This window comes from Micromonospora inositola, assembly GCF_900090285.1.
GTDB classification, from domain to species: Bacteria; Actinomycetota; Actinomycetes; order Mycobacteriales; family Micromonosporaceae; genus Micromonospora; species Micromonospora inositola.
The window spans coordinates 2,982,550-3,006,501 of sequence record NZ_LT607754.1 but is presented as its reverse complement, the minus strand read 5'-3'; the positions used below and the strand labels follow the sequence as shown (position 1 = coordinate 3,006,501).

Below are 23,952 nucleotides of genomic sequence, written 5' to 3'. Positions count from 1 at the left end.
CCGATGGACTGGGCCGATTTCGGCGTCGACCTGCACCTGGAGCTGGACGCGACCGGCGGCCGGCGGGCCGGGCTGGAGCGGGCGTTGCGCGCCGCGATCCGCGACGGCCGGCTGCCGCCGTCGACCCGGCTCCCGGCGACCCGGGCGCTCGCCGCCGAGCTGGGCGTCGCCCGGGGCACGGTCAGCGCCGCCTACGACCAACTGGTCGCCGAGGGCTGGCTGGTGGCCCGGGTCGGCGCGGGCACCGAGGTGAGCCCGCAGCGGCCGGCCGTCCCACCAGGTCCCGCCCCGGCGCCGGCCACCGCCCCACCCCGGTACGACCTGCGGCCGGGCAGCCCCGACGTGGGTGCCTTCCCCGTCGCCGCCTGGTTGCGGTCCACCCGCCGGGCGCTGGCCACCGCCCCGGCGACCGCGTACGGCTACGGCGACCCGCGGGGCCGGCCGGAGCTGCGCGCGGCGCTCGCCGGCTACCTGGGCCGGGCCCGGGGCGTGCTGGCCGACCCGGAGCGGATCGTGGTCACCACCGGGTACGTCCAGGCCCTCGTCCTGCTCACCACCGTGCTTCGGGACGCCGGCCAGCCGGTGCTGGCGATGGAGGACCCGGGGCTGCCGTTCCACCGGGAGGTGGTGCGCCGCCAGGGCGGTCGGGTGGTGCCGCTGCCGGTGGACGACCGGGGCGCCCGCACCGAGCTGCTCGGCGCGGGCGAGCTGGCCGACGTCGCGGCGGCGGTGGTGACCCCGGCCCATCAGTACCCGAGCGGGGTGACCCTGCACCCGGCCCGCCGGCATGCGCTGACCGGCTGGGCCCGGGACGCCGGCGCCCTGGTGGTCGAGGACGACTACGACGGCGAGTTCCGCTACGACCGGCAGCCGGTGGGCGCGGTCCAGGGCACCGCGCCGGAGCAGGTCGCCTACGTGGGCACCGCCGCGAAGACCCTGGGGCCGGCACTGCGGCTGGCCTGGCTGGTGCTGCCCGCCCGGCTGGTGGAGCCGGTGGTGGAGGCCAAGCGCCACCTGGATGTGCAGACCGAGGTGGTCGGGCAGCTCGCGCTCGCCGACCTGATCGACAGCCATGGGTACGACCGGCAGGTGCGTACGGTCCGCCGCCATTACCGGCAGCGCCGGGACCTGCTGCTGGACCGGCTGGGCGGGCGGCTGGCCGGCGGGGTCTCCGCCGGGCTGCACGCCGTGGTCCCGCTGCCGCGGGGCGGGCCGACCGAGGCGGAGGTGCTGGCCCGGGCGGCTGCGCGGGGGCTGGCCCTGGCGGGGCTGGACCCGCACGGCCACCACCCCGGCGGCCACCCGCCGGGCCTGGTCGTCGGGTACGCCACTCCGCCCTCGTACGCCTACCCGGCGGCGCTGGAGGCGCTGACCGAGGTGCTGCGTACCGCCTCGGCTCCGGCCTGACCGCGCCGCCGGGTCCGGGCTGAGTCCCGCGCCGGCCGGGGAGCGCCGGCTCCGGCCGGCGCTCCCGGTCGGTCACCGGGCCCAGGTGGCGGTGCCGCTCAGCGCGCCGGGACGGGCACCGGCGCGGGTGTCCGGCGCAGGGTGGCGACGGCGACCAGCAGCGCGGTCGCGACCAGGGCGGCGGCCACGCCGAACGCGGTCCGGTACCCGCCGGCCAGGGCCTCCACCTCGGACCAGCCGGCGCCGCGCAGCCCGCCGGCTCGGTGGGCGGCGAGGGTGGCCAGCGCGGCCAGCCCGAGCGCGCCGCCGACCTGCTGGGTGGTGTTGGCCAGCCCCGAGGCGAGCCCGGCGTCGGCCGGGTCCGCGCCGGCCATGGCGAGCGTGGTGACCGCCGGCAGGGTCAGGCCACCGGCCACGCCGAAGACCAGCGTCGCGGGGAGCACCTCGGTCGGATAGTGCCCGTCGGCCGGCAGCCGGGCCAGCAGCAGGAAGCCGACGACGGCGAGCCCCAGTCCGGTGACCAGCACCGCCCGCCCGCCGAAGCGGGCGATCAGCCGGCCGGCCAGGCCGAGCGCGACCACCGCGATCAGCACCGGGGTGGGCAGGAAGGCCAGGCCGGTGGCGGCGGGGTCGAGGCCGAGCACCAGTTGCAGGTCGAGGGCGAGCAGGAACTGGAAGCCGAAGAACGCGGCGACGGTCAGGAGCTGCACCAGGTTGGCGGCGACCAGGTCGGGCGTCCGCAGGATCCGGGGCGGTAGCAGCGGTACGGCGGCGACCGTCTGCCGGAACGCGAACGCCGCGAGCAGGGCGGCGGCCAGTCCGGCGGCGCCGAGGGTCCGGGGCGAGATCCAGCCGTGCTCGCCGGTGCCGACGACGGTGACCACCGCGGCCATCAGGCCGGCGGTGACCAGCACCGTGCCGACCAGGTCCAGCCCCGCCGCCAGCCCGACGCCCCGGTCCGCGGGCACCCGCAGCAGCGCCCCGGCGACGATCAGCAGCCCGATCGGCAGGTTGATCAGGAAGATCGACCGCCAGCCGGCCAGTTCGGTGAGGAACCCGCCGGCCAGCAGGCCGAGCGAGGCGCCGGCCGCACCGGTGAAGCTGAACACCGCGATGGCCCGGGCCCGTTCGGCCGGGGCGGGGAAGAGCGCGACGACCATGCCGAGCCCGACCGCGGTGGCGAGCGCCCCGCCGGCGCCCTGGAGGAAGCGGGCGACGACGAGCGTCGCCGGGCCGGCCGCCAGCGCGCAGGCCAGCGAGGCGAGGGTGAAGAGGGCGACCCCGGCGAGGAAGACCCGGCGCCGGCCGGCCAGGTCGCCGAGCCGCCCACCGAGCAGCAGCAGGCCGCCGAAGGCGACGAGGTAGGCGTTCACCACCCAGGCCAGGCCCGAGGTGGAGAAGCCGAGGTCGCGCTGGATCGCCGGCAGCGCCACCGCGACGATGCTGCCGTCCAGGATGATCATCAGGCTGCCGGCGCAGAGCACCAGCAGCGCCGACCAACGATGGGTCCCCGTCATGGAAGGTCCTCCTTGGTGCACGGTTTGTTACCGAGGCCATCGTCTGTGACCATGAGCCGGAGCGGAAGGAGGCACTTTGGTGTCCCAGGGGAACAGTTGTGTGTCCGTCACGGCGGTGCAGGCCCGGGCCTGCACCGTCCGCGAGGCGCTGGACCGGGTGGGCGGGAAGTGGAGCATCGGCATCCTGGTCGCCGCCAGCGAGGGGCCGGTCCGCTTCACCGAGCTGGAGCGACAGGTCGAGGGGATCAGCCGGCGGATGCTCACGCTGACCCTGCGCAACCTGGAACGCGACGGCCTGCTGCACCGGAAGGTCTACCCGACCGTGCCGCCGAAGGTGGAGTACACCGCCACCCCGATGGCGCTGGAGCTCTACGAGTCGCTGGTCGCGCTGACCGGCTGGGCGGAACGGCACCGCACGGCGATCAGCGAGGCCCGGGCCGCGTACGACCAGGAGCACGGCGCGCCGACCGGCTGAGTCACTCCTTCACCGGCGCGTCCCAGTCGATGTGGTGGTCGTAGAGCCAGGCCAGTGACCTGCCGTCGTCCCGGGCCACCTGCCAGGCGATGAGCGGCAGCGCGAGGTCGCGCACCACCCGGCCGACCGGCCCGGCCACCTTGGTCGTGCTGGTCCGCTTCCCCTGCGCGACCACCCGCTCCACCCGGCGCCGGCGCAGCCGCTCGTACGCCTCGAACGCCGCCGGGACGTCCGGCCGGTCGCGCAGGCAGCGGGCGAGCTGGACGGCGTCCTCGAACGCCATCGCCGCGCCCTGCCCCGAGGAGGGCGCCGCGGTGTGCGCCGCATCGCCGATGATGATCATCCGGTCCCGGCGCCAGACCGGCACCGACGGCAGGTCGTACGTGGGCCAGCCGTACTCGATCCGCTCGGTCCGGTCGATGACCGCCAGGGCCGGGCCGGTGTCGCCGGCGAGCAGCTCGCGCAACCGGGACCGGGCCTGCTCCGGGCGGATCGCGGCGAGCTGTTCGCGGGTCAGCTCGGTGGGCTGCGGCGGGTTGGCGAACCACCACACCTCGTCCTCGCCCACCGCCATCCAGCAGAAGAAGCACCGCCGGCCGAAGACCATGTGCATCACCCCGCGCTCGCCGGGCAGCCGCAGCCCCCGGGCGAACCCGCCGGCGTTCAGCAGCGGCACGTAGCGGGGGGCGGGCGCCGCCGGGTCGATGATCGTCCGGGTCCGCGAGCGCAGCCCGTCCGCGCCGATCAGCAGGTCCCCCTCGGCGACCCGGCCGTCGGCGAAGCGGGCCCGCACTCCCGAGCCGGTCGGCTCGGCGTCCACCAGCCGGGCGCCGTGCACGATCTCGACGCCTCGGCGCAGCGCCTCGTCCCGCAGCGCGCGGTAGAGGTCGGAGCGGCCGATGGTGCTGCTGCCGAAGCCGCGGGTCCGGGTGCCGCTGGTGCCGAACTCGCCGAGCCGCCGTCCACGGTGGTTGTGGAGCGCCATCCGGGGCGTCGGGTGGCCCAGTCCGGCCACCAGGCCGTCGAGTCCGATCGCGCGCAGCGCGTCGACCCCGTTGACCGAGAGGGTGAGGAACGCGCCGACGCCGACCGCGTCCCGCCCGTACGCCTCGTGCACCACCGCGTCGATCCCGGCGCGGCGCAGGGCCATGGCGGCGACCGGGCCGGCCAGGCCGGCGCCGATGATGAGAGCCTTAGTCATAAGATGACTATACATAGAATGACCATTGATCGGTACCCCGTCACCTAAGGTGATGACATGGCCGCCCGCGCGCACCGTCGCTCCCCACTGGCGATGATGGTGCTGGCGCTCCTGGTCGAGGAGCCGATGCACGCGTACCGGATGCAGCAGCTGATCCGGGAGCGCGACAAGCAGGACGTGGTCAACGTCGCGCAGCGCAACAGCATCTACCAGACCATCGACCGGCTACGCCGGGACGAGCTGATCCGGGTGGCCCACACCGCCCGCGACGAGCGCCGGCCGGAGCGCACGGTCTACGAGCTCACCGACACCGGGCGGCGCACCCTCGACGAGTGGCTCGCCGACGCGCTCGCCACCCCCGCGCGGGAGTTCCCGGAGTTCCCCGCGGCGTTGTCGTTCCTGCCGATCCTGCCGCCGGCCGAGGCGACCCGGCAGCTCGAACGGCGGGCCGAGACGCTCGCCGCCCGGCTGCGCGAGCGGGAGGCGGTGCTGGCCACGGTGGAGCTGCCCCGCCTGTTCCTGATCGAGGACGAGTACCGGCTGGCGCTGCTGCGTACCGAGCTGGACTGGGTCCGGCGGCTGGCGGCCGAACTGCGCGCCGGCACGCTGACCTGGTCGGGCGAGTGGCTGGCCGACTGGACCGGCGCCCCGGGCGACTGAGCCCTGTGGCGCACGCCACGCAATCCTTCTGACCAATCGGTCAGGTGCTGACCGATCGGTCAGGCATGCTGGTGGACATGGCACGCGCGACACCCGAGACCCATGGCGAGATCCTCGCCGCGGCGGCGCGGCGGTTCGCCGTCACCGGCTACAAGGGCACCTCGTTGCAGGACATCGCCCGCGAGGTGGGCTGTTCCAAGGCCGCGGTGCTCTACCACTTCGCCAACAAGGAAGCCCTGCTCCGTGAGCTGACGGCCCCGGCCATCGCGGTGCTCGAGGCGCTCGACACGCGGATCGCCGGGCACACCGGCGCCGACGCCCAGCGGGTCGCCGCCGAGGGCTTCGTCGACCTCGCCGTCCGCTTCCGACGAGAGATCGCGCTGCTCCGCGGCGAATTCCCCGACCTGCTCCAGCAGCCCGCCTTCGCCCACGTCCAGCAGATCTCCGAGCGGCTGATCGACGCTCTTGCCGGCCACTCCGACCGGCCCGCCGCACGGATCGCGGCGCTGGTGGTCCTCGCCGGGATCGCGGAGGCGTGCGCGGAGTTCGCCGACATCCCCGACGAGGACCTGCGGCCGGCGCTGCTGGCCGTGGCCCACCGCGCTGTCGAACCCACCACCTGATCCAGTTCCACCACGACCGAGGACAAGGAACCCTTCATGGCGACCCTGCTGTACCGGCTCGGCCGGGCCTCGTTGCGCCGCCGGCGGCTCGTCGCCGTCGCCTGGCTCGTCGTACTCGTCGGGTTCGGCGTCGCCGCGGCGACCCTCAATGGCCCGACGGCGAGCAACTTCACCATGCCCGGCACCGAATCGCAGCGCGCGATCGACCTGCTCGCCGACCGGTTCCCGGCGGCCAGCGGGGCCACCGGCACCATCGCGGTCAAGGCGCCGCAGGCCGGCCAACTGCTGAGCCCCGAGGGGCAGGGGATCGTCAAGCAGGTCACCCAGGAGGCGGCCACCCTGCCCGGGGTGGTCGGCGCGGTCGACCCGTACCAGGTCAAGTCGCTCTCCCCGGACGGCCGGTACGCGCTGATCCAGGTGCAGTTCCAAGGTCGCGCGGACGAGGTGACCGACGAGCAGCGCGCCGCGTACGAGAAGGTCGGCGCACAGGCCGAGGCGCAGGGGTGGCAGATCGCCCCCGGCGGCGAGGTGCTGAACGCGGAGCCGGAGGTCGGCTCCACCGAGGCGCTCGGCGTGCTGGTCGCCGCGATCGTCCTGGTCGTCACCTTCGGCTCGCTGGTCGCGGCCGGGATGACCATGCTGAACGCGCTGATCGGCGTGGGCGTCGGCATGGCCGGCCTGTTCGCGCTCAGTGGCGTCGTCGAGCTGACCAGCACCGCGCCGATCCTGGCCCTGATGCTCGGCCTCGCGGTAGGCATCGACTACTCGCTCTTCATCACCTCCCGGCACCGGCAGAACCTGCTCGACGGGCTGTCCCCGGAGGAGGCCGTCGGCCGCGCGGTGGGCACCGCCGGCTCCGCCGTGGTGTTCGCCGGCGCCACCGTGGTCATCGCGCTCGCCGGCCTGGCCGTGGTGGGCATCCCGTTCCTGACCGTGATGGGTCTGGCCGCCGCCGGCACGGTGACCGTCGCCGTGCTGGTCGCGATCACCCTGGCGCCGGCCCTGCTCGGCTTCGCCGGCCGCCGGGTGCTCCCCCGCCGGCTGCGCGTCCGCGAGGCGGTCGGGTCCGCCGCCACCGGCTCGGAGGACCGCTCCGGCCTCGGGTTCCGCTGGGCCCACTGGGTGACCAGGCTGCGGATCCCGGTCATCCTGGTCGGCCTGCTCGGCCTCGGGCTGCTCGCGCTGCCCGCCCAGGACATGCGGCTCGCGCTGCCGGACGCCGGCGCCGCGCCGGAGGGCACCGCCTCCCGGGTCAGCAACGACCTGATCCGGGAGGGCTTCGGCCCCGGCTTCACCGGCCGGCTCGCGGTGGTCGTCACCGCCGACTCCCCGCAGGCCACCCAGGCCGCCGTCCCGCAGGTCACCGCGCTGATCCAGAAGACCGACGGGGTGCTGGCGGTGGCCCCGCCGCAGCTCGATCCGACCGGGCGGACCGCGCTGCTCGGGGTGATCCCGAAGACCGGCCCGACCGACGAGGCCACCGAGACGCTGGTGCACGACGTCCGCCGCCAGGTCTCCGGCATCGACGACGCCGACGTGCTGCTCACCGGCGTCACCGCGATCGGCATCGACGTATCCGAGAAGCTCTCCGACGCGCTCCCGGTCTACCTGCTGCTGGTGGTCGGGCTCTCCATCCTGCTGCTGATGCTGGTGTTCCGCTCGATCCTCGTCCCGGTCAAGGCGGCGCTGGGCTTCCTGCTCACCGTGGCGGCGACGTTCGGCATCACCGTGGCGGTGTTCCAGCAGGGACACCTGGCCGACCTGGTCGGCCTGGACACCCCGGGGCCGCTGATCAGCTTCCTGCCGATCCTGCTCATCGGCATCCTGTTCGGCCTGGCCATGGACTACGAGGTCTTCCTGGTCTCCCGGATGCGGGAGGACTTCGTGCACGGCGACACCGCCCGGCAGGCCACCATCAACGGGATGGGCCACGGCGCCCGGGTGGTCACCGCCGCCGCGCTGATCATGATCTCGGTCTTCGGCGGCTTCGTCTTCCTCGACGACCCGGTGATCAAGTCGATGGGCTTCGCGCTCGCCATCGGCGTCGCCATCGACGCGTTCGTGGTCCGGATGACCATCGTCCCCGCGGTGATGTCGCTGCTGAACAACGCCGCCTGGTGGCTCCCCCGCTGGCTCGGCCGGCTCCTGCCCAACGTCGACGTGGAGGGTGAGGGCCTGCGCGCACACCTCGCCGACAAGGAGCCCGCCGGCGTTTGACGGGCACCCACGACGGCGGTCCCACCGGTCGGTGGGACCGCCGTCGGCGTTCCCGGCCGGCCGCCGGTCAGACGCCGGCCGGGTAGGTCTCCATCTCGCCCGGGGTGGTCAGGGCGGGCAGCGGGTGGAGGGCGGTGGCCTCGTCGCACCAGATGAAGGCGTCGTAGCGCTCGGCCAGCCGGGTCGGCACGTAGTTGCCCCAGGACTCGAAGGTGGGGTCGTACACCACCCCGATGGCCCGGTGGTCGGCCGCACCGGTGACCCACTCGGGCTCGTCGGGGCCGCCGAAGACCAGCACCGCCCGCTCCGGCATCAGCTCGTGCAGCCGCCGCTCGACCGAGCCGTCCCGGGCCGGCGGCACCACCATCACCTCGGCCGGCGAGCCCCAGCGCGGCGCCGCGACCACGTTCCCCCGGTAGCTGCCGAAGCCGACCAGCGCCACCGCGTCCCGGCCCTGCCGTTCCCGGGCGAGCTGACCGATGTTGAGCATTCCGTCCGCGGCCATCTCGGTGGCCCGGGCGTCACCGACATGGGTGTTGTGCGCCCAGACGATGCCCCGGGCGTCCGGGCCGTACCGGTCCAGCAGCCGGTCCAGCGTGTCCGCCATGTGGGTGTCCCGGACGTTCCACGACTCCGGGCCGCCGCCGATCATCGCCCGGTAGTAGCGCTCCGCGCCGGCCACCACCTCCGCGTTCTGCCAGGCCGAGAAGCGGTCCGGGCCGTCCGCGGTGGCCTGTTCCCGGGTACGCGCCAGCAGCCGCACCACCTCCTCCTCGCAGCGCGCGGAGACGAACCGGCTGGCCGTGCCGTACTCCTCGACCCGCTTGCCGTACGGCTCGAAGCAGCGGTACGCCTCCTGCGCCGCCTCCAGCGAGGCCGGGTCCTCCTCGCCCAGATAGTCGAAGATCGCCTGCATCGACTCCCAGAGGCTGTACACGTCCAGCCCGTGGAAGCCGGCCCGTTCGCCCTCCGGCCGCTCCAGGTTCCAGGCCCGCAGCCAGCGGCAGAAGCGGGCCACCTCGGCGTTGGCCCACATCCAGGTGGGCCAGCGTTCGAAGCGCTCCAGGGCGGTCTGCGGGTCGGCCAGCCCGCCCGCGGCGCCGACCACCGAGCAGTTCACCCGGTCGCAGTCCGGCCAGTCCCCCTCCACCGCGACGAAGTCGAAGCCCTGCTCGGCGATGAGCCGCCGGGTCAACTGTTCCCGCAGCCGGTAGTAGTCGTAACTGCCGTGCGTCGCCTCGCCGATCATCACGATCCGGGCGTCCCGGACACGCTCCAGCAACGGGTCGAAGTCGCTCGGCGCGCCGAGCCGCTGTACCAGCATGCCCGCGGCTACCCGGGTCCCGCGCGGGCAAACCGGCACCCCGGTCCCGCGCGGCGGGCACGGCGTCGGCGGCATGGCGGCGGGCGGAGCGGGTAGCCGGCCGGCATGACCGTCACCGGGGTGCAGTTGCAGGAGTACCTGGCCGGGCTCGACTACCCGGTCTCCCGCGAGGACCTGGTCCGCTGGGGCCAGGAGAACGGGGCCAGCACCGAGACGTTGCAGATGCTGAGAGCGCTGCCCGCGGAGCAGTTCGACTCCGCCGCCGAGCTCGGCGAAGCGCTGAACACCCTCCCCTGAGCCGGCCGGCCAGCCCCCGGACCTCACAGACCAGGGTGTCGGTGGTGAGCCGGAGCTCAGGTCACGCCGGCCCCGGCCTGCCGGGGTCGCACGCGAACGGCCAGCGCCGGGGGCGGCACGAGGCGATCGGCGCGGCGGGTCAGAGTTCGACCGTGCGCCCCTCGGCGCGGGCCGTCTCGGCGGCCTCCAGCACCGCGACCACCTCGCGGCCGAAGCGGACGTCGCAGCGGTGGTCCCGGGTGCCCGCGTCGATCTCCTCCAGCAACTGGTCGATCGCCGTGCCGAACGCGGAAAGCACGCTGCCGTCGCCGGGCGGCACGGTCTCCGTGCCGTTCTCGCCGAAGAAGACGAAGTCGCGGGTCACCGCCTCCGGCGGGGCGTCCAGGGTCAGCGACAGCGTGCTGGTCGCCCCACCGTCGTGGGTGAGCAGCAGGTGCACCAGCCCGCTCGGGCCGTCCATCGCGGCCACCCGGCTGACCCGGCCGAGCACCGGCAGGATGAGGGAGAGCGCGTGCGGGCCGATGTCCCAGAGCGCGCCCCGGTCCAGCCGCCACTGCGAGTTCCCGTACGGATTCCCGGGCTGGTAGATGGAGGCGAACATGGTGGCCCGGGCGTGCTGCCAGCCGCCCGCCGCGGCGGTGGAGGCGAGGAAGCCGGTGACGTTCGGGTGGTACCGCTGGGTGAAGAAGACCACCGAGGCCACCCCGGACGCCTCGGCCGCGGCGACCACCCGGTCCGCGTCGGCGAGGCTGAGCGCCAGCGGCTTGTCCAGCAGCAGGTGCCGGCCGGCGGAGGCGGCCCGGACGGCGATGTCGGCCTGCACGTCCGGCGGCAGCGCCACGGCGATCGCGTCGCACGCCTCGAGCAGCGCGTCGACGTCCTCGAAGACCGGTACGCCGTGCCGGCCGGCCAGCGTGGCGGCCTTGTCCCGGTCCCGACCCCAGACTCCGGCGAGCTCGGCGCGGGGGTGCGCGTCGATGGCCGCGGCGTGCGTCTCCGCCGCCCAGTGACCGGTGCCGAACAAGCCGAACCGCAGCACGAGGTACTCCCGCTTCCGTCGTCCACCACGGCGACTCCGTGGCCGTGATCCACGCTAGTCGGTCCGGTGTGCGGCACGCATGCGACCCGACGGAGAGCCGGTCGGTGGGCAGTACTACGCGGGTTAGTAGGCTGTGCCGGTGAACGGGACTCCGACGGGATGCCGTCGATGACCAGCGCGGCCACGGCCGGCTCGCCGGTGGACGGGCTCCTCGCGACGGCGACGATCGTGCTGTCGCTCGTACTAGCGGTCTGGGCGCTGGTGGCCGCGGTGCGCCACCGGCCGCCGGACCGGGTGCAGTTCGTGGGCCTGGCCGTGCTGGAGGTCGCGCTGCTGGCGCTGGCCGTGGTGGCGCTGGTCGCGCTCGGCGGCGGGGAACGGCCGGGCGAGCCCGGCGCGTTCTTCGGCTACCTGGTGACGGTGGTCTGCCTGCCCCCGCTGGCCTGGGTGCTGGCGCGGATGGAGCCGACCCGCTGGGGCTCGGCGATCGTCTGCGCGATCTGCCTGGTGACGCCGGTCGTGGTGGTCCGGCTCGGACAGACGTGGGAGGTGCTCGGTGGTTGAGCCGGTCGAGGTGCGCCCGGACGGGGCCGGCGGCCAGACACCGGCGCCGGAACGAGCCACCAACAAGGGACCGGGACGGCTGCTGATCGCCGTCTACATCCTGTTCGCCATCGCCGCGACCTCCCGCGCCGGGCTGCAGATCGCCACCAAGTTCGACGAGGCGCCGGTGGCGTACCTGCTCTCCGCGGTGGCCGCGCTGATCTACATCGTGGCCGCGGTCGGGCTGGCCCGGGCCGGGCACGCCGGCCGCCGGGTCGCGCTGGCCTGCTGCTCGGTGGAGCTGGTCGGGGTCGTCGCGGTGGGCATCCTCAGCCTGGCCGACCGGGCGCTCTTCCCCGACGAGACGGTCTGGTCCGGGTTCGGCAGCGGCTACGGCTACATCCCGCTGGTCCTGCCGATCCTCGGCCTCTTCTGGCTCTGGCGCACCCGCAACGACCTCCGCTGAACCCCGGCGGGTCACCACCCGCCGGGGTCCCGCCCAGGTCAGTCCTTGGGGCCGCCGGCCACGTAGATGATCTGGCCGGAGACGAAGGACGCGCCTTCGCTGGTCAGGAACGAGATGGTGTGCGCGACGTCCTCCGGCCGGCCGGGCCGGCGGACCGGGATCTCGGCGGCCGCATGCTGCTGCAGCGCCTCGAAGTCGACCTTCATCCGGGCGGCGGTGGCGGCGGTCATGTCGGTGACGATGAAGCCCGGCGCGACCGCGTTCACGGTGACCCCGAACGGGCCCAGCTCGACGGCGAGGGTCTTGGTGAAGCCCTGCAGGCCGGCCTTGGCGGCCGAGTAGTTCGCCTGGCCCCGGTTGCCCAGCGCCGAGGTGCTGGAGAGGTTGACGATCCGGCCCCACTTCCGCTCGACCATGTGCTTCTGAGCGGCCTGGCTGAACAGGAACGCGCCGCGCAGGTGCACGCCCATGACCGTGTCCCAGTCCGCGTCGCTCATCTTGAACAGCAGGTTGTCGCGGAGCACGCCGGCGTTGTTGACCAGCACGGTCGGCGCGCCCAGCTCCGCGGCGACCCGCTCGACGGCCGCCTCCACCTGGGCCCGGTCCGACACGTCGGCGCCCACGCCGAGCGCCCGGCCGCCCGCAGCGACGATCGCGTCGACCGTCTCCTTAATGGTCGACTCCTCGATGTCGACGACGGCGACGGCCATGCCGTCGGCGGCCAGCCGGCGGGCGGTGGCCGCGCCGATGCCGCGCGCGGCTCCCGTCACGATGGCGACTCGGGGCTCCTCCGACATGATTACCTCCCGGTAACTTGTGGCTCGATCGAAGGAGCTTAACCCGCTTCGCGTCCGACCTCAGACGGCCTGCCCCCGGCAGAGCCGGATCCAGCGGTAGCCGTAGCCGGACACCTTCAGCCGCTCCAGCTTGCCCACCTCGCCGTAGCCGCGGTCGGAGAGCACGTCGATCGGCTGGTCCGCCTCGGGCGCGAGGCTGCTCAGGTCCACCTCGGCGTCCTCGGTCCCCAGGTTGTGCAGGAAGACCATCGTCCCGGTCGGGCCGTCGGCGCGGTGCGCGAGCACCCCGGGCGGCATCGGCACGTCGATGTGGGTGGTCGAGCCGGAGCCGACCTCCGGGGCCTCCCGCAGCGTACGGATCATCCGCTCGAACCAGGCCAGCAGCGAGCGCGGGTCGCTGCGCTGCGCGGTCACGTTGACCTGCTGGTAGCCGAAGTCGCCCTTGTCGACCACCGGGCGGACCAGCTTCTCCGGCTCCGCCGTGGAGAAGCCGGCATTCTCCTTGTACGACCACTGCATCGGGGTACGGATCGCCTCCCGGCCGGGCAGCGACAGGTCCTCGCCCATGCCGATCTCCTCGCCGTAGCGCAGCACCGGCGTGCCGCGCAGCGAGAACTGCAGCGCGTACGCCAGCTCGAGGCGCCGCCGGTCGTTGCCGAGCATCGGGGCGAGCCGGCGACGGATGCCCCGGCCGTAGAGGCGCATGTCCTCGTCCGGGCCGAACTGCTCGTACACCTGGTTGCGCTGCTCGGTGGTCAACCGGGACAGGTCGATCTCGTCGTGGTTGCGCAGGAAGGTGGCCCACTGCCCGCCCTCGGGCAGCTTCGGGGTGTCCCGCAGCGCCTCGATCACCGACTCCGGGTCCTGCCGGGCCAGGGCGAGCATCAGCCGCCCGTTGAGCATGAAGTCGAAGAGCATGTGCAGCCGGTTGGCCGAGCCGCCGCTGTCGCCGAAGTAGACCGGAAGCTGGTCGGGCTCGACGTTGGCCTCGGCGAGCAGGATGGCGTCGCTCCGGCGCCACTGGACGTGCTGGCGCAGCTCGGTGAGGAACTCCATGTCCTTCGGGGAGTCCGCGTTGCCCGGCTCGGTCAGCTCGATGATGAACGGCACCGCGTCCATCCGGAAGCCGGCGACGCCGAGCTGGAGCCAGAACGCCATGATCTTCTTGACCTCGGCGCGGACCTTCGGGTTGGCCATGTTGAGGTCGGGCTGGAACTTGTAGAACCGGTGGTAGTACCAGGCCTTGGCGGTCCGGTCGTAGCTCCACGTCTCGTTCTGCTCGCCGGGGAAGACCATGCCCTGGTGCCGGTCCGGCGGTGCCTCCTCCGACCAGACGTACCAGTCCCGGTACGGCGAGTCCGGGGAGGAGCGGGCCGACTGGTACCACGGGTGCTCGTCCGAGGTGTGGTTGACCACCAGGTCGATGATCACGCGGATGCCCCGGTTCTGGGCCTCGTGCAGCAGCTCGGCGAAGTCGCCGAGGGTGCCGAACCGCGGGTCGACGTTGTAGAAGTCGGTGGTGTCGTACCCGTCGTCCTTGTTCGGGGACGGGTGGATCGGGTGCAGCCAGAGGCAGGTCACGCCGAGGCGGGCGAGGTAGTCCAGCCGGCCGATGAGGCCGCGGATGTCACCCACCCCGTCGCCGTCGGAGTCCGCGTACGTGTCGATGTCGAGGCAGTAGACGACCGCCTCCTGGTACCACCTGTCACCCATGCCCGGTTAACTTCTCCGATCGGCCGTCCCGGCAAACCCGGGCCGGTCTCCCCGGACCGCACCCGGAGGACAGATCGGGTGATCAGTGGAGTGGGTCACCGGCAGGTGTGACCGGTGACGGTCGGGGTACCACTGTTCGATCCCCGGCCGGAAGGACGCCCATGGCTCTCGCCCAGAACGTCGACCCGAACCAGTTCAGCGGGCTGACCGGGTGGGTTGCGACCGTCATCGACTCGCTCGGCGCGCTGGGCGTGGCCTTCCTGGTGGCGCTGGAGAGCATCATCCCGCCGATCCCGAGCGAGATCGTGCTGGCGATGGCCGGCTACCTCTCGGCCGAGGGCCGGTTCAACGTGGTGCTGATCGTGCTTGCCGCCACGGCCGGCTCGCTGCTCGGCGCGCTGGTGCTCTACTGGCTCGGCGCCGCGCTCGGCGAGGAGCGGCTGAAGCGCTGGCTGGACCACATCCCCCTGGTCGACCGGGAGGACCTGGAGCGGGCCGACCGCTGGTTCGAGCGGCACGGGAAGTGGGCGGTGCTGATCGGCCGGGTGGTGCCGGTGGTCCGCAGCCTGGTCTCGGTGCCGGCCGGGGCCAACCGGATGCCGCTGGGCCAGTTCGTCCTGCTCACCACGCTCGGCAGCGGGGTGTGGAACGCGCTGCTCGTCGGGCTCGGCTTCGCCCTCGGCTCCCGCTGGCAGCAGGTGGACCGCTACAGCAGCTGGTTCAACTACGCCATCTTCGCGGTCTTCGGCGTCATGATCGTCAGCTGGTCGACGAAGAAGCTCCGGAAGCGCCGCGCGCGGCGCGACCGGCAGTCGGTGACCGCCGGCCGCTGACCGCGACGACGCGTTCAGTACTGAGCGGTGACCGCGCTGATCAGTACTGCGCGGTGACCGCGCTGATCAGTACTGCGCGGTGATCGAGGTGAACTCCCAGGTGTTCTGGGCGATGCCGGAGCAGTTGGAGACCACGCCCCCGCCCGGGCAGGGCCGGTCGCGGTTGACCGACCAGAAGGTGAACCGGGACAGTCCCCGGGCCCTGGCCCAGTCGCGGATCTGCGTCCAGGTGGCCGGGGAGGTCAGCTCCTGCTGGTCGGAGAGGCCGTTCATGCCGGAGATGCCCATGTGCGCGTACGCGGTGGCGTCGGACCAGCCGAACGCCGTCTTCAGCGCGTTCTTCAGCCCCTCGGCGGCGTTCACCGTGTTCTGGTACATGTTCGCCCCGCCGCCGAAGTCGAACGGCATGATGGTGAAGGTGTCGATGTTGGCACCGAGCGCGGCGGCCTGGTTGATCAGCCGGGTGCCCCACCAGGACGGGCCGGTGGTCGACGTGCCGAAGGTGACGATCGTCTTGATCCCCGGGTTGTTCTGCTTGACGATCTTCAACGCGCCGAGGATCCGGTCCTGCACCACCTCGTTCTCGAACTCGTCGCTGTTCTCGATGTCGATGTCGATGGCCTTCAGCCCGTACGCGTTGATCACCTGCTGGTACGCCCCCGCGAGGGCGCTCGCGGAGGAGCAGTTCGGGCCCAGCTTGTTGCCGCTCCACCCGCCGAAGGACGGGATCACGTCGCCGCCGGCCGCCCGGATCGCGGCGATGGTGCTGGCGTGCGCGCCGCCGGTGAGCGGGCCGCTGCCGTCCCAGGCCGGGGCGCAGCCGCCGCCGGAGAGGACGAACGCGATGGTGAACCACTTGATCCCGGTCGCGCTCATCACGGTCGACGGCGCGGGCGGGTCGCCCCAGCCCGGGTAGAGGTAGGGCGCGGCGGCCATCGGGCCGCTTCCGCCGCCGGTGCAGCCGGTGGTGCTGGCCGACACCGCCGCCGACTTCGCCGACTCGCCGCTGGCGTTGTACGCGGCCACCGTGTAGCTGTGCGCCGTGCAGGCGGCCAGGCCGGACGCGGTGGCCGACGTGCCGGTGACGGTGGCCCGCACGGTGCTGCCCTCGTACACCCGGTAGCCGGAGACCGTGCCGGAGACCGCGTTCCAGGCCAGCGAGACCGAGGAGTTGGTGGTGCCGGTGACCCGCAGGCCGCCCGGGGTGGCCGGCGCGGACGGGTTGCCCCCTCCCCCACCGGTGCAGGAGCCGCCGTTGACCGTGCAGTTCGTCGGGTCGCCGGTGCCGCTGACGATGAAGCCGAAGGTGGTGCTGGCGCCCGGGGCGAGGGCGCCGTTCCAGGACTGGTTGACCGCGGTGACGTGCTGGCCGGAGGTGGTGAGCAGGGCGTCCCAGAACGAGCCGACGGCGCTGCCGGCGGGCAGGTCGAACTGGACGTTCCACGAGGAGATGCTCGCCGAACTGTTGTTGGTGACGGTGAACTTGGCCTCGTACCCGCTGCCCCAGCTGGAGGTGCGGACGAAGGCGGCGGTGGCGGCGGAGGCCGGTGGCGCGGCCACGACGGTGGCCGCGACCAGGGCGGCGGCGACCGCGGCGGCGAACGTCGCCACGCGGGTGGGGTGGAGTTTCACGGTGTCCTCCCGGGACCTGATGTGGTGGGGGGTGCCGGTTCGGCCGGTGGGGTGGGCCGACGGTGCAGGGGCGGCCCGCCGGGTCGCGGCGGGCCGACGCCGTCAGGGCACGAAGCTGGCGGTCGGGCCGGCGGCGTACGCGGGCAGCGCCACCGCCGCCGCGCCGAGGGTCGCCGTCAGCACGGCCATCAGCGACACGACAAGGGATCTGGACCGTTTCATGCGACCCTCCACACCCGAACGGGAATCCATGGACGTCAACGTCAGCGCTATTATTAAGACTGTTAACTGTTTCTGTCCAGAGGGTGTGGGAAAGGGGCCCCCTCCCGGACCCGGAAGCGGGAGGGGACCCCGGCCGACGCCTCAGCGGCGGAAGGTGAACCAGTTGACGTTGACGAAGTCGGCCGGCTGGCCGCTGGTGAAGGTGAGGTAGACGCTGTGCCGCCCGGTCACCGCCGAGACGTTGCCCGGCACCGAGGTCCAGCTCTGCCAGCCGCCGGTGTTGCCGACGGCGAAGCTGCCGATCGGCGCGGCGGTCGGGCTGTCCAGCCGGACCTCCACCAGGCCGCTCACCCCGCCCGGCGCGCCGGAGGCCACCCGGGCCAGGAAGTCACGCGGCGGGCTGGCCCCGAAGTCCACGTTGTCGTACCGGGCCCAGTCGCCGTTGCGCAGGTAGCCGAGGTTCTGCCCGCCCTCGGCACACGCCTCGACGACCACCCCGTTCTGGCCGCTGAACGTCTCCGCCTGGATGGTGGCGTACGGGTTCACCGTCCCGCCGGGCGGCGGCGTGGTCGGGCTCGGCGACGGGCCGGTGCCGCCCCGGCGGTAGACCGCCACGTAGTCGACCAGCATCGGCCGGCCGGGAACCGTCGCGGCGGTCGGCGTACCCGTGCCGGCGACGCCGTTCGGGAAGGAACCGCCCACGGCGACGTTGAGCAGCAGGAAATAGCCGGCGTGGTTGGTCATCTGCCCCCAGTACGGCTCGCCGACCTGGGTCTGGCTCACCGTGTGGAAGAGCTGGCCGTCGACGTACCAGCGGAGCTGCTGGGGGCTGACCGAGGCGTCCCACTCGAAGCGGTAGGTGTGGAACGCGGACTGGCAGCTGCTGCCCGGGCAGGCCCGGATGTTGCCCAGGCCGTTGAACTCGTTGCACGGGCCGCCCGGGGCGACACCGCAGTGCAACGTGCCCCAGACCTGGTTCAACCCGTTGACGTTCTCCATCACGTCCAGCTCGCCGATGCCGGGCCAGTTCTGATAGTTGCCCCGGTACGGCGAGCCGAGCGCCCAGAAGGCGGGCCAGTAGCCGGCCGCCTGGGCACCGGTGACGTTCGGCATCTGGATCCGCCCCTCCAAGGCGAGCACGCCCCCGGCCGGCGGCTTGAAGTCGGTGCGGACCGTCTCGATCCGGGCCGACGTCCACCGGCCGGCGGCGTCCCGCAGCGGAGTGATCCGCAGGTTGCCGCCGCCGTCCTGGCTGAGGTTGGCGGTGCTGGTGGTGTAGGTCTGGATCTCGCCGGTGCCCCAGTTGGCCGGGCCGCCCGGGTAGCTGGTGCCGGTGTCGATGATCCAGTTGGCGGAGGACGGCAGGGCGCCGGCCGCGCCGGTGAAGTCGTCGCTCCAGACCAGACTCCAGCCGGCCGCGGGCGGCGGTACGGCGGCGTGGGCGGTCATCGAGACGGCGGCCAGTGCGGTGGCGGTGGCGAGCACGGCCGCGGCCAGCGACAGTCGGCGGCGTGATCGGCGCAGGGTGGACGGGGCGGCGGACGCCGCCGGGACAGGACTCATCGGGGTGCCTCTCTGCGGGGACGGGATTCAGAGAGCGCTCTCTGACGCGTTTTCTACGCGCCCGCCGGGCAGTTGTCAACGTCCGTCGATGTCTGCCCGCTGCGGCCGGCGCAGCACCACCTGCTCCAGCGCGGTCCACCCGGTCGTGACGACCAGGTAGAGCACCGCCGCCAGCGGCACCACCAACGCCACCAGCACCGTGGTGTACGGAAGCAGCGGCAGCAGCCGGCCCAGCGTCGCCGCGCCCGGACCCTCGGTGGGCGTACCGGCGACGGTGCCGGTGGCCGCGGCCGCCCGACGGGCTCGCCGCGAGGAGTACCAGGCCAGCACGAGCAGCGCCACCAGCAGCACCCCGAAGACCGCGACCACCGGTCCGGTGAGCCCGTCGCCGAGGTGCCAGCCCAGCGGCACCCCGGCCAGCCGCTCGTCCAGCAGGCCGGGGCTGGCGTCGCCGGTGGCGAAGAGGCGGTACATGACCAGGAAGAACGGCGCCTGGAGCAGCGCCGGGAGGCAGCCGGCGACCGGGCTGGCGCCGGCCCGCCGGTACAGCGCGAACAACTCGCTCTGCAGCCTGGCGGGATCGTCGGCGTACCGGCGCTGGAGGTCGCGGACCTCGGGGGCGAGCGCCGCACGGCGCCGCTCCCCGCGGACCTGCGCCAGGGTGAGCGGCGAGATAAGCAGGCGGACCCCGATGGTGAACAGGACGATCGCGGCGGCCGTGGCCGCGCCGCCGGTCAGCGGTTCGAGCGTGCCGGCGAGCCAGGTGACGACGGTAGCGGCGGCGGACGCCGCGGCGTGCAGTGGTGCGAAGGCGAGCAATTGAACCCCTCGGTCCGATTCCGGAGGTCCCGGCGGGGCCGACACGTCCCGGCGGGACGGATGACGACGGAACCGGCCGCGCGGCGGCGCAGCGCTACGCGGCCGAGGGGCGCAGGCCGGGGGCGCGCGGCCGCGGCCGACCGGCCGCGGCCGGGTCGACCTGCCGGGGGACCCGACGACCGCGGGCCCGGGCCCGCAGCGCGGTGGCGAGCCGGCCGGACCGGGGCGCGCCCGGCAGGGCCCGCGACCGGAGGGCAAGCAGCGTGGCCAGCAGCAACGCGGCGGCGACCGCCGCCCCGGCGAGCAGCCCGACCGGCCGGTCCGCCAGCACGGTGAGCTGGGCGAGGGCTTACGCCCACGTCCCCGCCACCGCCATCAGCAACCCTGGCACGCCGACCAGCCTAGGACCCGGTGTCACGCCCGACGCCGGATCCACTCAGGGTCGGCGGTATGGGGGCGTCCGGGGACGGGACCCGCCCGGTCGGCGACCCGGCGTCGACCATTCAGCTCGCCCGGCCGGGACGCGCGTCACGGGTCGGGGCGGGTCGCGACGACTCCCGCGTAGACCAGCCAGCCGGACAGGCCGAGCAGTTGGACCCGCTGCCAGGCGCCCAGCGCCAGGTCCGGATGGGCCACTTCGACCAGGGTCGCCGCCGTGCCGACCAGCAGCACCGCCGCCACCGCGAGCCCCCAGCGGAGCGACGCGCCGCGGCCGCGCCGGGCCATCAGCAGCGCGAGCAGCGAGGCGATCCCGCCGGCGATCGCCACCGACGAGCTGACCGAGTGCCCCTGGTGCCGCCAGGACAGCTCACCCAGCTCCGCCAGCCGGGCGCAGCGCCCGTCCGCGGTCGGGGCGCAGTCCATCGAACTCACCGTGCCGTCCAGGGCGGTGGCCACGCCGAAGGCGACCAGCCCCCACCAGGCCCACCGCGGCCAGCCCCGGGCCTGCCGGGCCAGCGCCACCCCGGTCGCCGACGCCAGCGCGCCGACGACCAGGTCACCCAGGCCGAACACCAGGTGGTACGGCTGGTCGCGGGCGGCCAGCTCGCTGGCGTACCCGTCGAGGAGGCCGAACGCCGGGTTCAGCAGCGGCCCGATCAGCCACGAGGCGTAGATGACCCCGGCCAGCCCGAGCGCCAGCCCCGGCAGCGCCCGGGCCGGGCCGACCCGGCTCACGAGGACTCGCGGACCAGCGGGAAGGGCAGCGTCTCCCGGATCGACCGGCCGGTCAGCAGCATCACCAGCCGGTCGACGCCCAGGCCCAGACCCCCGGTGGGCGGCATGGCGTACTCCAGCGCGGTGAGGAAGTCCTCGTCCAGCTCCATCGCCTCCGGATCGCCGCCGGCCGCCTTCAGCGACTGCTCGGTGAGCCGGCGCCGCTGCTCGGTCGGGTCGACCAGCTCCGAGTACGCGGTGCCCAGCTCTATCCCGAACGCCACCAGGTCCCACCGCTCCGCCAGCCGCGGGTCGTCCCGGTGCTGCCGGGTCAGCGGCGAGACGTCGGTCGGGAAGTCCAGGTAGAACGTCGGCGCCCCGGTCCGCGCCTCGACCAGCCGCTCGTACAGCTCCAGCAGCACCGCGCCGCGCTCCCAGCGCGGGTCGTACGGGACCCCGGCGGCGTCGCAGAACTTGCGCAGCGCGGCCACGTCGGTGTCGGCGGTGACCTCCTCGCCGAGCGCCGTGGAGACCGCCTCGTTGACCGTACGCACCGGCCACTCGCCGCCGATGTCCACGGTCTCGCCCGGGCCGGGGCGGCGCACCACCGGTGACCCGTTGACCGCGACCGCCGCGGCCACGATCAGCTGCCGGGCCAGCCCGCGCATCACGTGGTAGTCGGCGTACGCCTGGTACGCCTCCAGCACCGTGAACTCCGGGTTGTGGCTGTGGTCGACGCCCTCGTTGCGGAACGCCCGGCCCAGCTCGTACACCCGCTCCACCCCGCCCACGGCCAGCCGCTTCAGGTACAGCTCGGGGGCGATCCGCAGGCTCAGCCGCAGGTCGTACGCGTTGCTGTGGGTGAGGAACGGGCGGGCGTTCGCGCCGCCGTGCACCCGCTGCAGGATCGGCGTCTCCACCTCGAGGAAGTCCCGGTCGGCCAGCGACTGCCGGAGGCTGTGCAGGGCGGCGCCGCGGGCCCGCAGCAGGTCCCGCGCCGCCGGGTTGATGGCGAGGTCGAGGTAGCGCTGCCGGACCCGGGCCTCCGGGTCGGCCAGCCCGTGGTGCTTGTCCGGCAGCGGGCGCAGGCACTTGGCGGTCAACGTCCAGTCGGCCACCCGCACCGACACCTCGCCGTGCCGGGTCGCGTACACCTCGCCGGTGGCGCCCACGTGGTCGCCGATGTCGACGGTGGCCCGCCAGCGGTCCAGGTCCTGCTCCAGCATCAGTTGCAGATCGCCGCTGCCGTCCCGGATCGTCGCGAAGCAGAGGTGCCCGTGGTCCCGGACCAGCATCACCCGGCCCGCCACCGCGACGGTCTCCCCGGCGCCGGTGTCCGGCGCCAGCCCGGCGTGCCGCGCCCGCACCGCCGCGCAGCCGTCGGTACGCGGGAAGCCCACCGGGTACGGGTCGACGCCCTCGGCGCGCAGCCGGTCCAGCTTCGCCAGGCGTACCCGGATCTGCTCCGGAAGGTGCACCGCGGCCGGCTCCGACGGCACGGCCCGGACCGTCGCGGCGGCCGGCGGCACGTAGCCCACCCCGCCGCCGGTCGGCGGCACCCCGCGCAGCGGGGTGGGCCGCCCGCCCGGCAGGGCGACGAAGCCCTCGGCGACTGCCGCCGCGAGACCCACCCGGGCCAACTCCCGGCGCTCGGCGAAGCAGAGGTAGCGCGGCGTCCAGTGCGGCTGGTATTTGGCGTTGGAGAGGTACAGCGACTCCAGCTGCCACCAGCGCGAGAAGAAGAGCAGGGTGTGCCGCCAGAGCCGGATGACCGGGCCGGCGCCGATCCGGGCGCCCTGCTCGAAGACCGACCGGAACACCGCGAAGTTCAGCGACACCCGCTCGACGCCGAGCCGGGGCGCCGCGCCCATCAGCGCCGCGACCAGGAACTCCGTGACTCCGTTCTCGGCGGACCGGTCCCGGCGCATCAGGTCCAGCGAGAGCCCGTCGGTGCCCCACGGGCTCAGCGACAGCAGCGCCCGCACCCGGCCGGCCGCATCCCGCGCCTCGACCAGCACGCAGTCGCCGTCGGCCGGGTCGCCGAGCCGGCCCAGCGCCATCGAGAAGCCTCGCTCGTGTTCGGTGTCCCGCCAGGCGGTGGCCAGCCTGGCCAGCCCGGACAGCTCCGCCGGCGGGATCTCCGCGTGCCGGCGCACCCGGGCCGTGTAGCCGGCCCGCTCCACCCGGTGCACGGCCTGGCGGACCGGGCGCATGTCCCGCCCGTCCAGGTCGAACTCGCGGGCCAGCAGGATCGCCTCGTCCCCCAGGTGCAGCACCTTCAGCCCGTGCCGGTGGTACGCCTTGGCGCCCGCCTCGCTGGTGCCCATCACCGCCGGGGTCCAGGCGTACGCGCGGGCCTGGTCGAGCCACGCCTCGATGGCCGGCCCCCACGCCTCCGGATCCCCCACCGGGTCCCCGCTGGCCAGGCTGACCCCGTTGACCACCCGGTAGGTGATCGCCGCCTTGCCGCTGGCCGAGAAGATCGCCGCCTTGTCCCGGCGGGTGGCGAAGTAGCCGAGCGAGTCCCGCCCGCCGTGCCGGGCGAGCAGTTCCCGGATCCGCTCCTCCTCGTCGGCGTGCAGCACGGCGGCGGCCCGCTGCGACCGGAGCAGGGTGAACAGGCCGGCGACGAAGGCGAGCGCGCCGAAGCCACCGAGCAGCAGGTTCACCCAGCCGGGCGCGTGCCCCTGCCGGGTGACGTCCAGGGTGATCGCGCCGCCGAACACCTTCTCGATGGCGTAGCCGAGCCGGTCCACCCAGGTCCGCAGGCTGCCCGGCTCGACGAGGAGCAGCAGGTAGCCGAGCCCGACCGAGACCGCCGCCAGCCCGAGGAAGACCCCCAGGGCCCGCCGGGTGCTGCCGCTGCGCACCCGGGCGTAGAACTCGCGGCGGGCGGCCAGCAGCAGGGCCAACGCCCCGCCGGCGAAGGCGATGCCGACCCACACCCCGACCGTCTCCAGCGAGTTGAACAGCCGGTCCCCGGCGTCGTCGGTGAGCTCGTTGCTGCCGACCACCAGCAGCAGCACGCCGGCCAGCACACCGACGGCCAGGCTGAGGGTGAAGTAGACGACCAGCACCCAGTACGCCAGCCGCTTGCGGCGCAGCACCGCCGAGGCGAGGGTGCCGAGGAAGACCGCGTACGCCAGGTTCGCCGGCGCGGGCAGCAGCAGGGCGTCGATCGCGGTGCGGACCGGCTGGATGTCGGAGCGGACGGCGCTGCTCAGCGCGGCCAGGGCGCAGACCACCGCGATCACCCAGAGCAGCGTGGCGAAGGCCCGGGGCACCTGGCGGCGCCAGTCCCGGTCGGCGCGCCGGGCGTCGGTCACCGTCCGCGACGCGGTGCTCGGGGTCAACGTGGCCTCCCTCGTGCCGGTGACGCCCGGCGTCGACCGGCCTCATCGTAGCCACGCCTGCCGGTGCGCCCGGTGCGGAAGGACCGCGTCGCGACC

Annotated in this window: 20 protein-coding genes and 1 pseudogene; 9 read left to right on the top strand and 12 right to left on the bottom strand. The window is 74.0% G+C overall.

Annotation, left to right across the window (positions count from 1 at the left end):
• Window positions 1-3 precede the first annotated feature (3 nt).
• Window positions 4-1,407, top strand: a complete 1,404-nt coding sequence (gene pdxR, locus GA0070613_RS14455) for a MocR-like pyridoxine biosynthesis transcription factor PdxR (RefSeq protein ID WP_089015945.1) — start codon at window positions 4-6, stop codon at window positions 1,405-1,407.
• Between the two features lie 98 nt (window positions 1,408-1,505).
• On the opposite strand, the gene GA0070613_RS14450 is transcribed toward pdxR, so the two are convergent.
• A complete protein-coding gene (locus GA0070613_RS14450) occupies window positions 1,506-2,924 on the bottom strand; it encodes an MFS transporter (RefSeq protein WP_089012779.1) in 1,419 nt (472 codons plus the stop codon).
• 100 nt (window positions 2,925-3,024) lie between these two features.
• Here GA0070613_RS14450 and GA0070613_RS14445 point away from each other — a divergent pair, with 100 nt between their 5' ends.
• Window positions 3,025-3,399, top strand: a complete 375-nt coding sequence (locus GA0070613_RS14445; protein ID WP_172875822.1) for a winged helix-turn-helix transcriptional regulator — start codon at window positions 3,025-3,027, stop codon at window positions 3,397-3,399.
• A 1-nt stretch (window position 3,400) separates the two neighbouring features.
• On the opposite strand, the gene GA0070613_RS14440 is transcribed toward GA0070613_RS14445, so the two are convergent.
• Window positions 3,401-4,600, bottom strand: a complete 1,200-nt coding sequence (locus tag GA0070613_RS14440; RefSeq protein ID WP_089012777.1) for an FAD-dependent oxidoreductase — start codon at window positions 4,598-4,600, stop codon at window positions 3,401-3,403.
• A 57-nt stretch (window positions 4,601-4,657) separates the two neighbouring features.
• Between GA0070613_RS14440 and GA0070613_RS14435 the strand changes: the two genes are divergently transcribed.
• The 3 genes from GA0070613_RS14435 to GA0070613_RS14425 all read left to right on the top strand — a co-directional run bounded on the left by GA0070613_RS14435 (window position 4,658) and on the right by GA0070613_RS14425 (window position 8,100).
• Window positions 4,658-5,260 carry a PadR family transcriptional regulator gene (locus GA0070613_RS14435; protein ID WP_089012776.1) on the top strand — a complete coding sequence of 201 codons (603 nt, stop codon included), beginning with the start codon at window positions 4,658-4,660 and terminating at the stop codon, window positions 5,258-5,260.
• 77 nt (window positions 5,261-5,337) lie between these two features.
• Complete coding sequence (locus tag GA0070613_RS14430; protein WP_089015944.1) at window positions 5,338-5,883, top strand: TetR/AcrR family transcriptional regulator; 546 nt, start codon at window positions 5,338-5,340, stop codon at window positions 5,881-5,883.
• Window positions 5,884-5,919: 36 nt separating this feature from the next.
• Complete coding sequence (locus GA0070613_RS14425; RefSeq protein ID WP_089012775.1) at window positions 5,920-8,100, top strand: MMPL family transporter; 2,181 nt, start codon at window positions 5,920-5,922, stop codon at window positions 8,098-8,100.
• A gap of 67 nt (window positions 8,101-8,167) precedes the next feature.
• Here the strand turns inward: GA0070613_RS14425 and GA0070613_RS14420 are convergent, their stop codons facing one another.
• Window positions 8,168-9,424, bottom strand: a complete 1,257-nt coding sequence (locus tag GA0070613_RS14420; protein WP_089012774.1) for an erythromycin esterase family protein — start codon at window positions 9,422-9,424, stop codon at window positions 8,168-8,170.
• A 105-nt stretch (window positions 9,425-9,529) separates the two neighbouring features.
• Here GA0070613_RS14420 and GA0070613_RS14415 point away from each other — a divergent pair, with 105 nt between their 5' ends.
• Window positions 9,530-9,721: a DUF2795 domain-containing protein gene (locus tag GA0070613_RS14415; protein WP_089012773.1), complete on the top strand. Its 192-nt coding sequence runs from the start codon at window positions 9,530-9,532 to the stop codon at window positions 9,719-9,721.
• 139 nt (window positions 9,722-9,860) lie between these two features.
• On the opposite strand, the gene GA0070613_RS14410 is transcribed toward GA0070613_RS14415, so the two are convergent.
• On the bottom strand, window positions 9,861-10,760 hold the full coding sequence (locus GA0070613_RS14410; RefSeq protein ID WP_172875821.1) for a Gfo/Idh/MocA family protein: 900 nt from the start codon (window positions 10,758-10,760) through the stop codon (window positions 9,861-9,863).
• 168 nt (window positions 10,761-10,928) lie between these two features.
• Here GA0070613_RS14410 and GA0070613_RS14405 point away from each other — a divergent pair, with 168 nt between their 5' ends.
• Both GA0070613_RS14405 and GA0070613_RS14400 read left to right on the top strand, forming a co-directional pair.
• Entirely contained in the window at window positions 10,929-11,324 is a 396-nt protein-coding gene (locus GA0070613_RS14405) for a hypothetical protein (RefSeq protein WP_408630985.1), read from the top strand.
• A 10-nt stretch (window positions 11,325-11,334) separates the two neighbouring features.
• Window positions 11,335-11,835, top strand: a pseudogene (locus GA0070613_RS14400) (hypothetical protein).
• On the opposite strand, the gene fabG reads toward GA0070613_RS14400, so the two are convergent.
• On the bottom strand, window positions 11,808-12,566 hold the full coding sequence (gene fabG / locus GA0070613_RS14395; RefSeq protein ID WP_089012771.1) for a 3-oxoacyl-ACP reductase FabG: 759 nt from the start codon (window positions 12,564-12,566) through the stop codon (window positions 11,808-11,810). The pseudogene GA0070613_RS14400 and the gene fabG sit on opposite strands and share 28 nt — an antisense overlap.
• A 60-nt stretch (window positions 12,567-12,626) precedes the next feature.
• Window positions 12,627-14,279: an alpha-amylase family protein gene (locus GA0070613_RS14390; protein WP_089012770.1), complete on the bottom strand. Its 1,653-nt coding sequence runs from the start codon at window positions 14,277-14,279 to the stop codon at window positions 12,627-12,629.
• Between the two features lie 161 nt (window positions 14,280-14,440).
• On the opposite strand from GA0070613_RS14390, the gene GA0070613_RS14385 reads away from it, so the two are divergent.
• Entirely contained in the window at window positions 14,441-15,112 is a 672-nt protein-coding gene (locus GA0070613_RS14385) for a DedA family protein (protein WP_089012769.1), read from the top strand.
• Between the two features lie 66 nt (window positions 15,113-15,178).
• On the opposite strand, the gene GA0070613_RS14380 is transcribed toward GA0070613_RS14385, so the two are convergent.
• The 6 genes from GA0070613_RS14380 to lysX form a co-directional block, all read right to left on the bottom strand.
• Window positions 15,179-16,744 carry a cellulose binding domain-containing protein gene (locus GA0070613_RS14380; RefSeq protein WP_089012768.1) on the bottom strand — a complete coding sequence of 522 codons (1,566 nt, stop codon included), beginning with the start codon at window positions 16,742-16,744 and terminating at the stop codon, window positions 15,179-15,181.
• Between the two features lie 363 nt (window positions 16,745-17,107).
• On the bottom strand, window positions 17,108-18,529 hold the full coding sequence (locus tag GA0070613_RS14375; protein WP_089012767.1) for a carbohydrate-binding protein: 1,422 nt from the start codon (window positions 18,527-18,529) through the stop codon (window positions 17,108-17,110).
• Window positions 18,530-18,604: 75 nt separating this feature from the next.
• A complete protein-coding gene (locus GA0070613_RS14370) occupies window positions 18,605-19,348 on the bottom strand; it encodes a YidC/Oxa1 family membrane protein insertase (RefSeq protein WP_089012766.1) in 744 nt (247 codons plus the stop codon).
• A gap of 94 nt (window positions 19,349-19,442) precedes the next feature.
• Window positions 19,443-19,679, bottom strand: a complete 237-nt coding sequence (locus GA0070613_RS14365; RefSeq protein ID WP_231929778.1) for a DUF6412 domain-containing protein — start codon at window positions 19,677-19,679, stop codon at window positions 19,443-19,445.
• Between the two features lie 197 nt (window positions 19,680-19,876).
• Window positions 19,877-20,524: a DUF998 domain-containing protein gene (locus GA0070613_RS14360; protein WP_089012765.1), complete on the bottom strand. Its 648-nt coding sequence runs from the start codon at window positions 20,522-20,524 to the stop codon at window positions 19,877-19,879.
• On the bottom strand, window positions 20,521-23,856 hold the full coding sequence (gene lysX / locus GA0070613_RS14355) for a bifunctional lysylphosphatidylglycerol synthetase/lysine--tRNA ligase LysX (RefSeq protein WP_231929777.1): 3,336 nt from the start codon (window positions 23,854-23,856) through the stop codon (window positions 20,521-20,523). Before lysX ends, GA0070613_RS14360 begins: the two co-directional genes overlap by 4 nt.
• Window positions 23,857-23,952 lie beyond the last annotated feature (96 nt).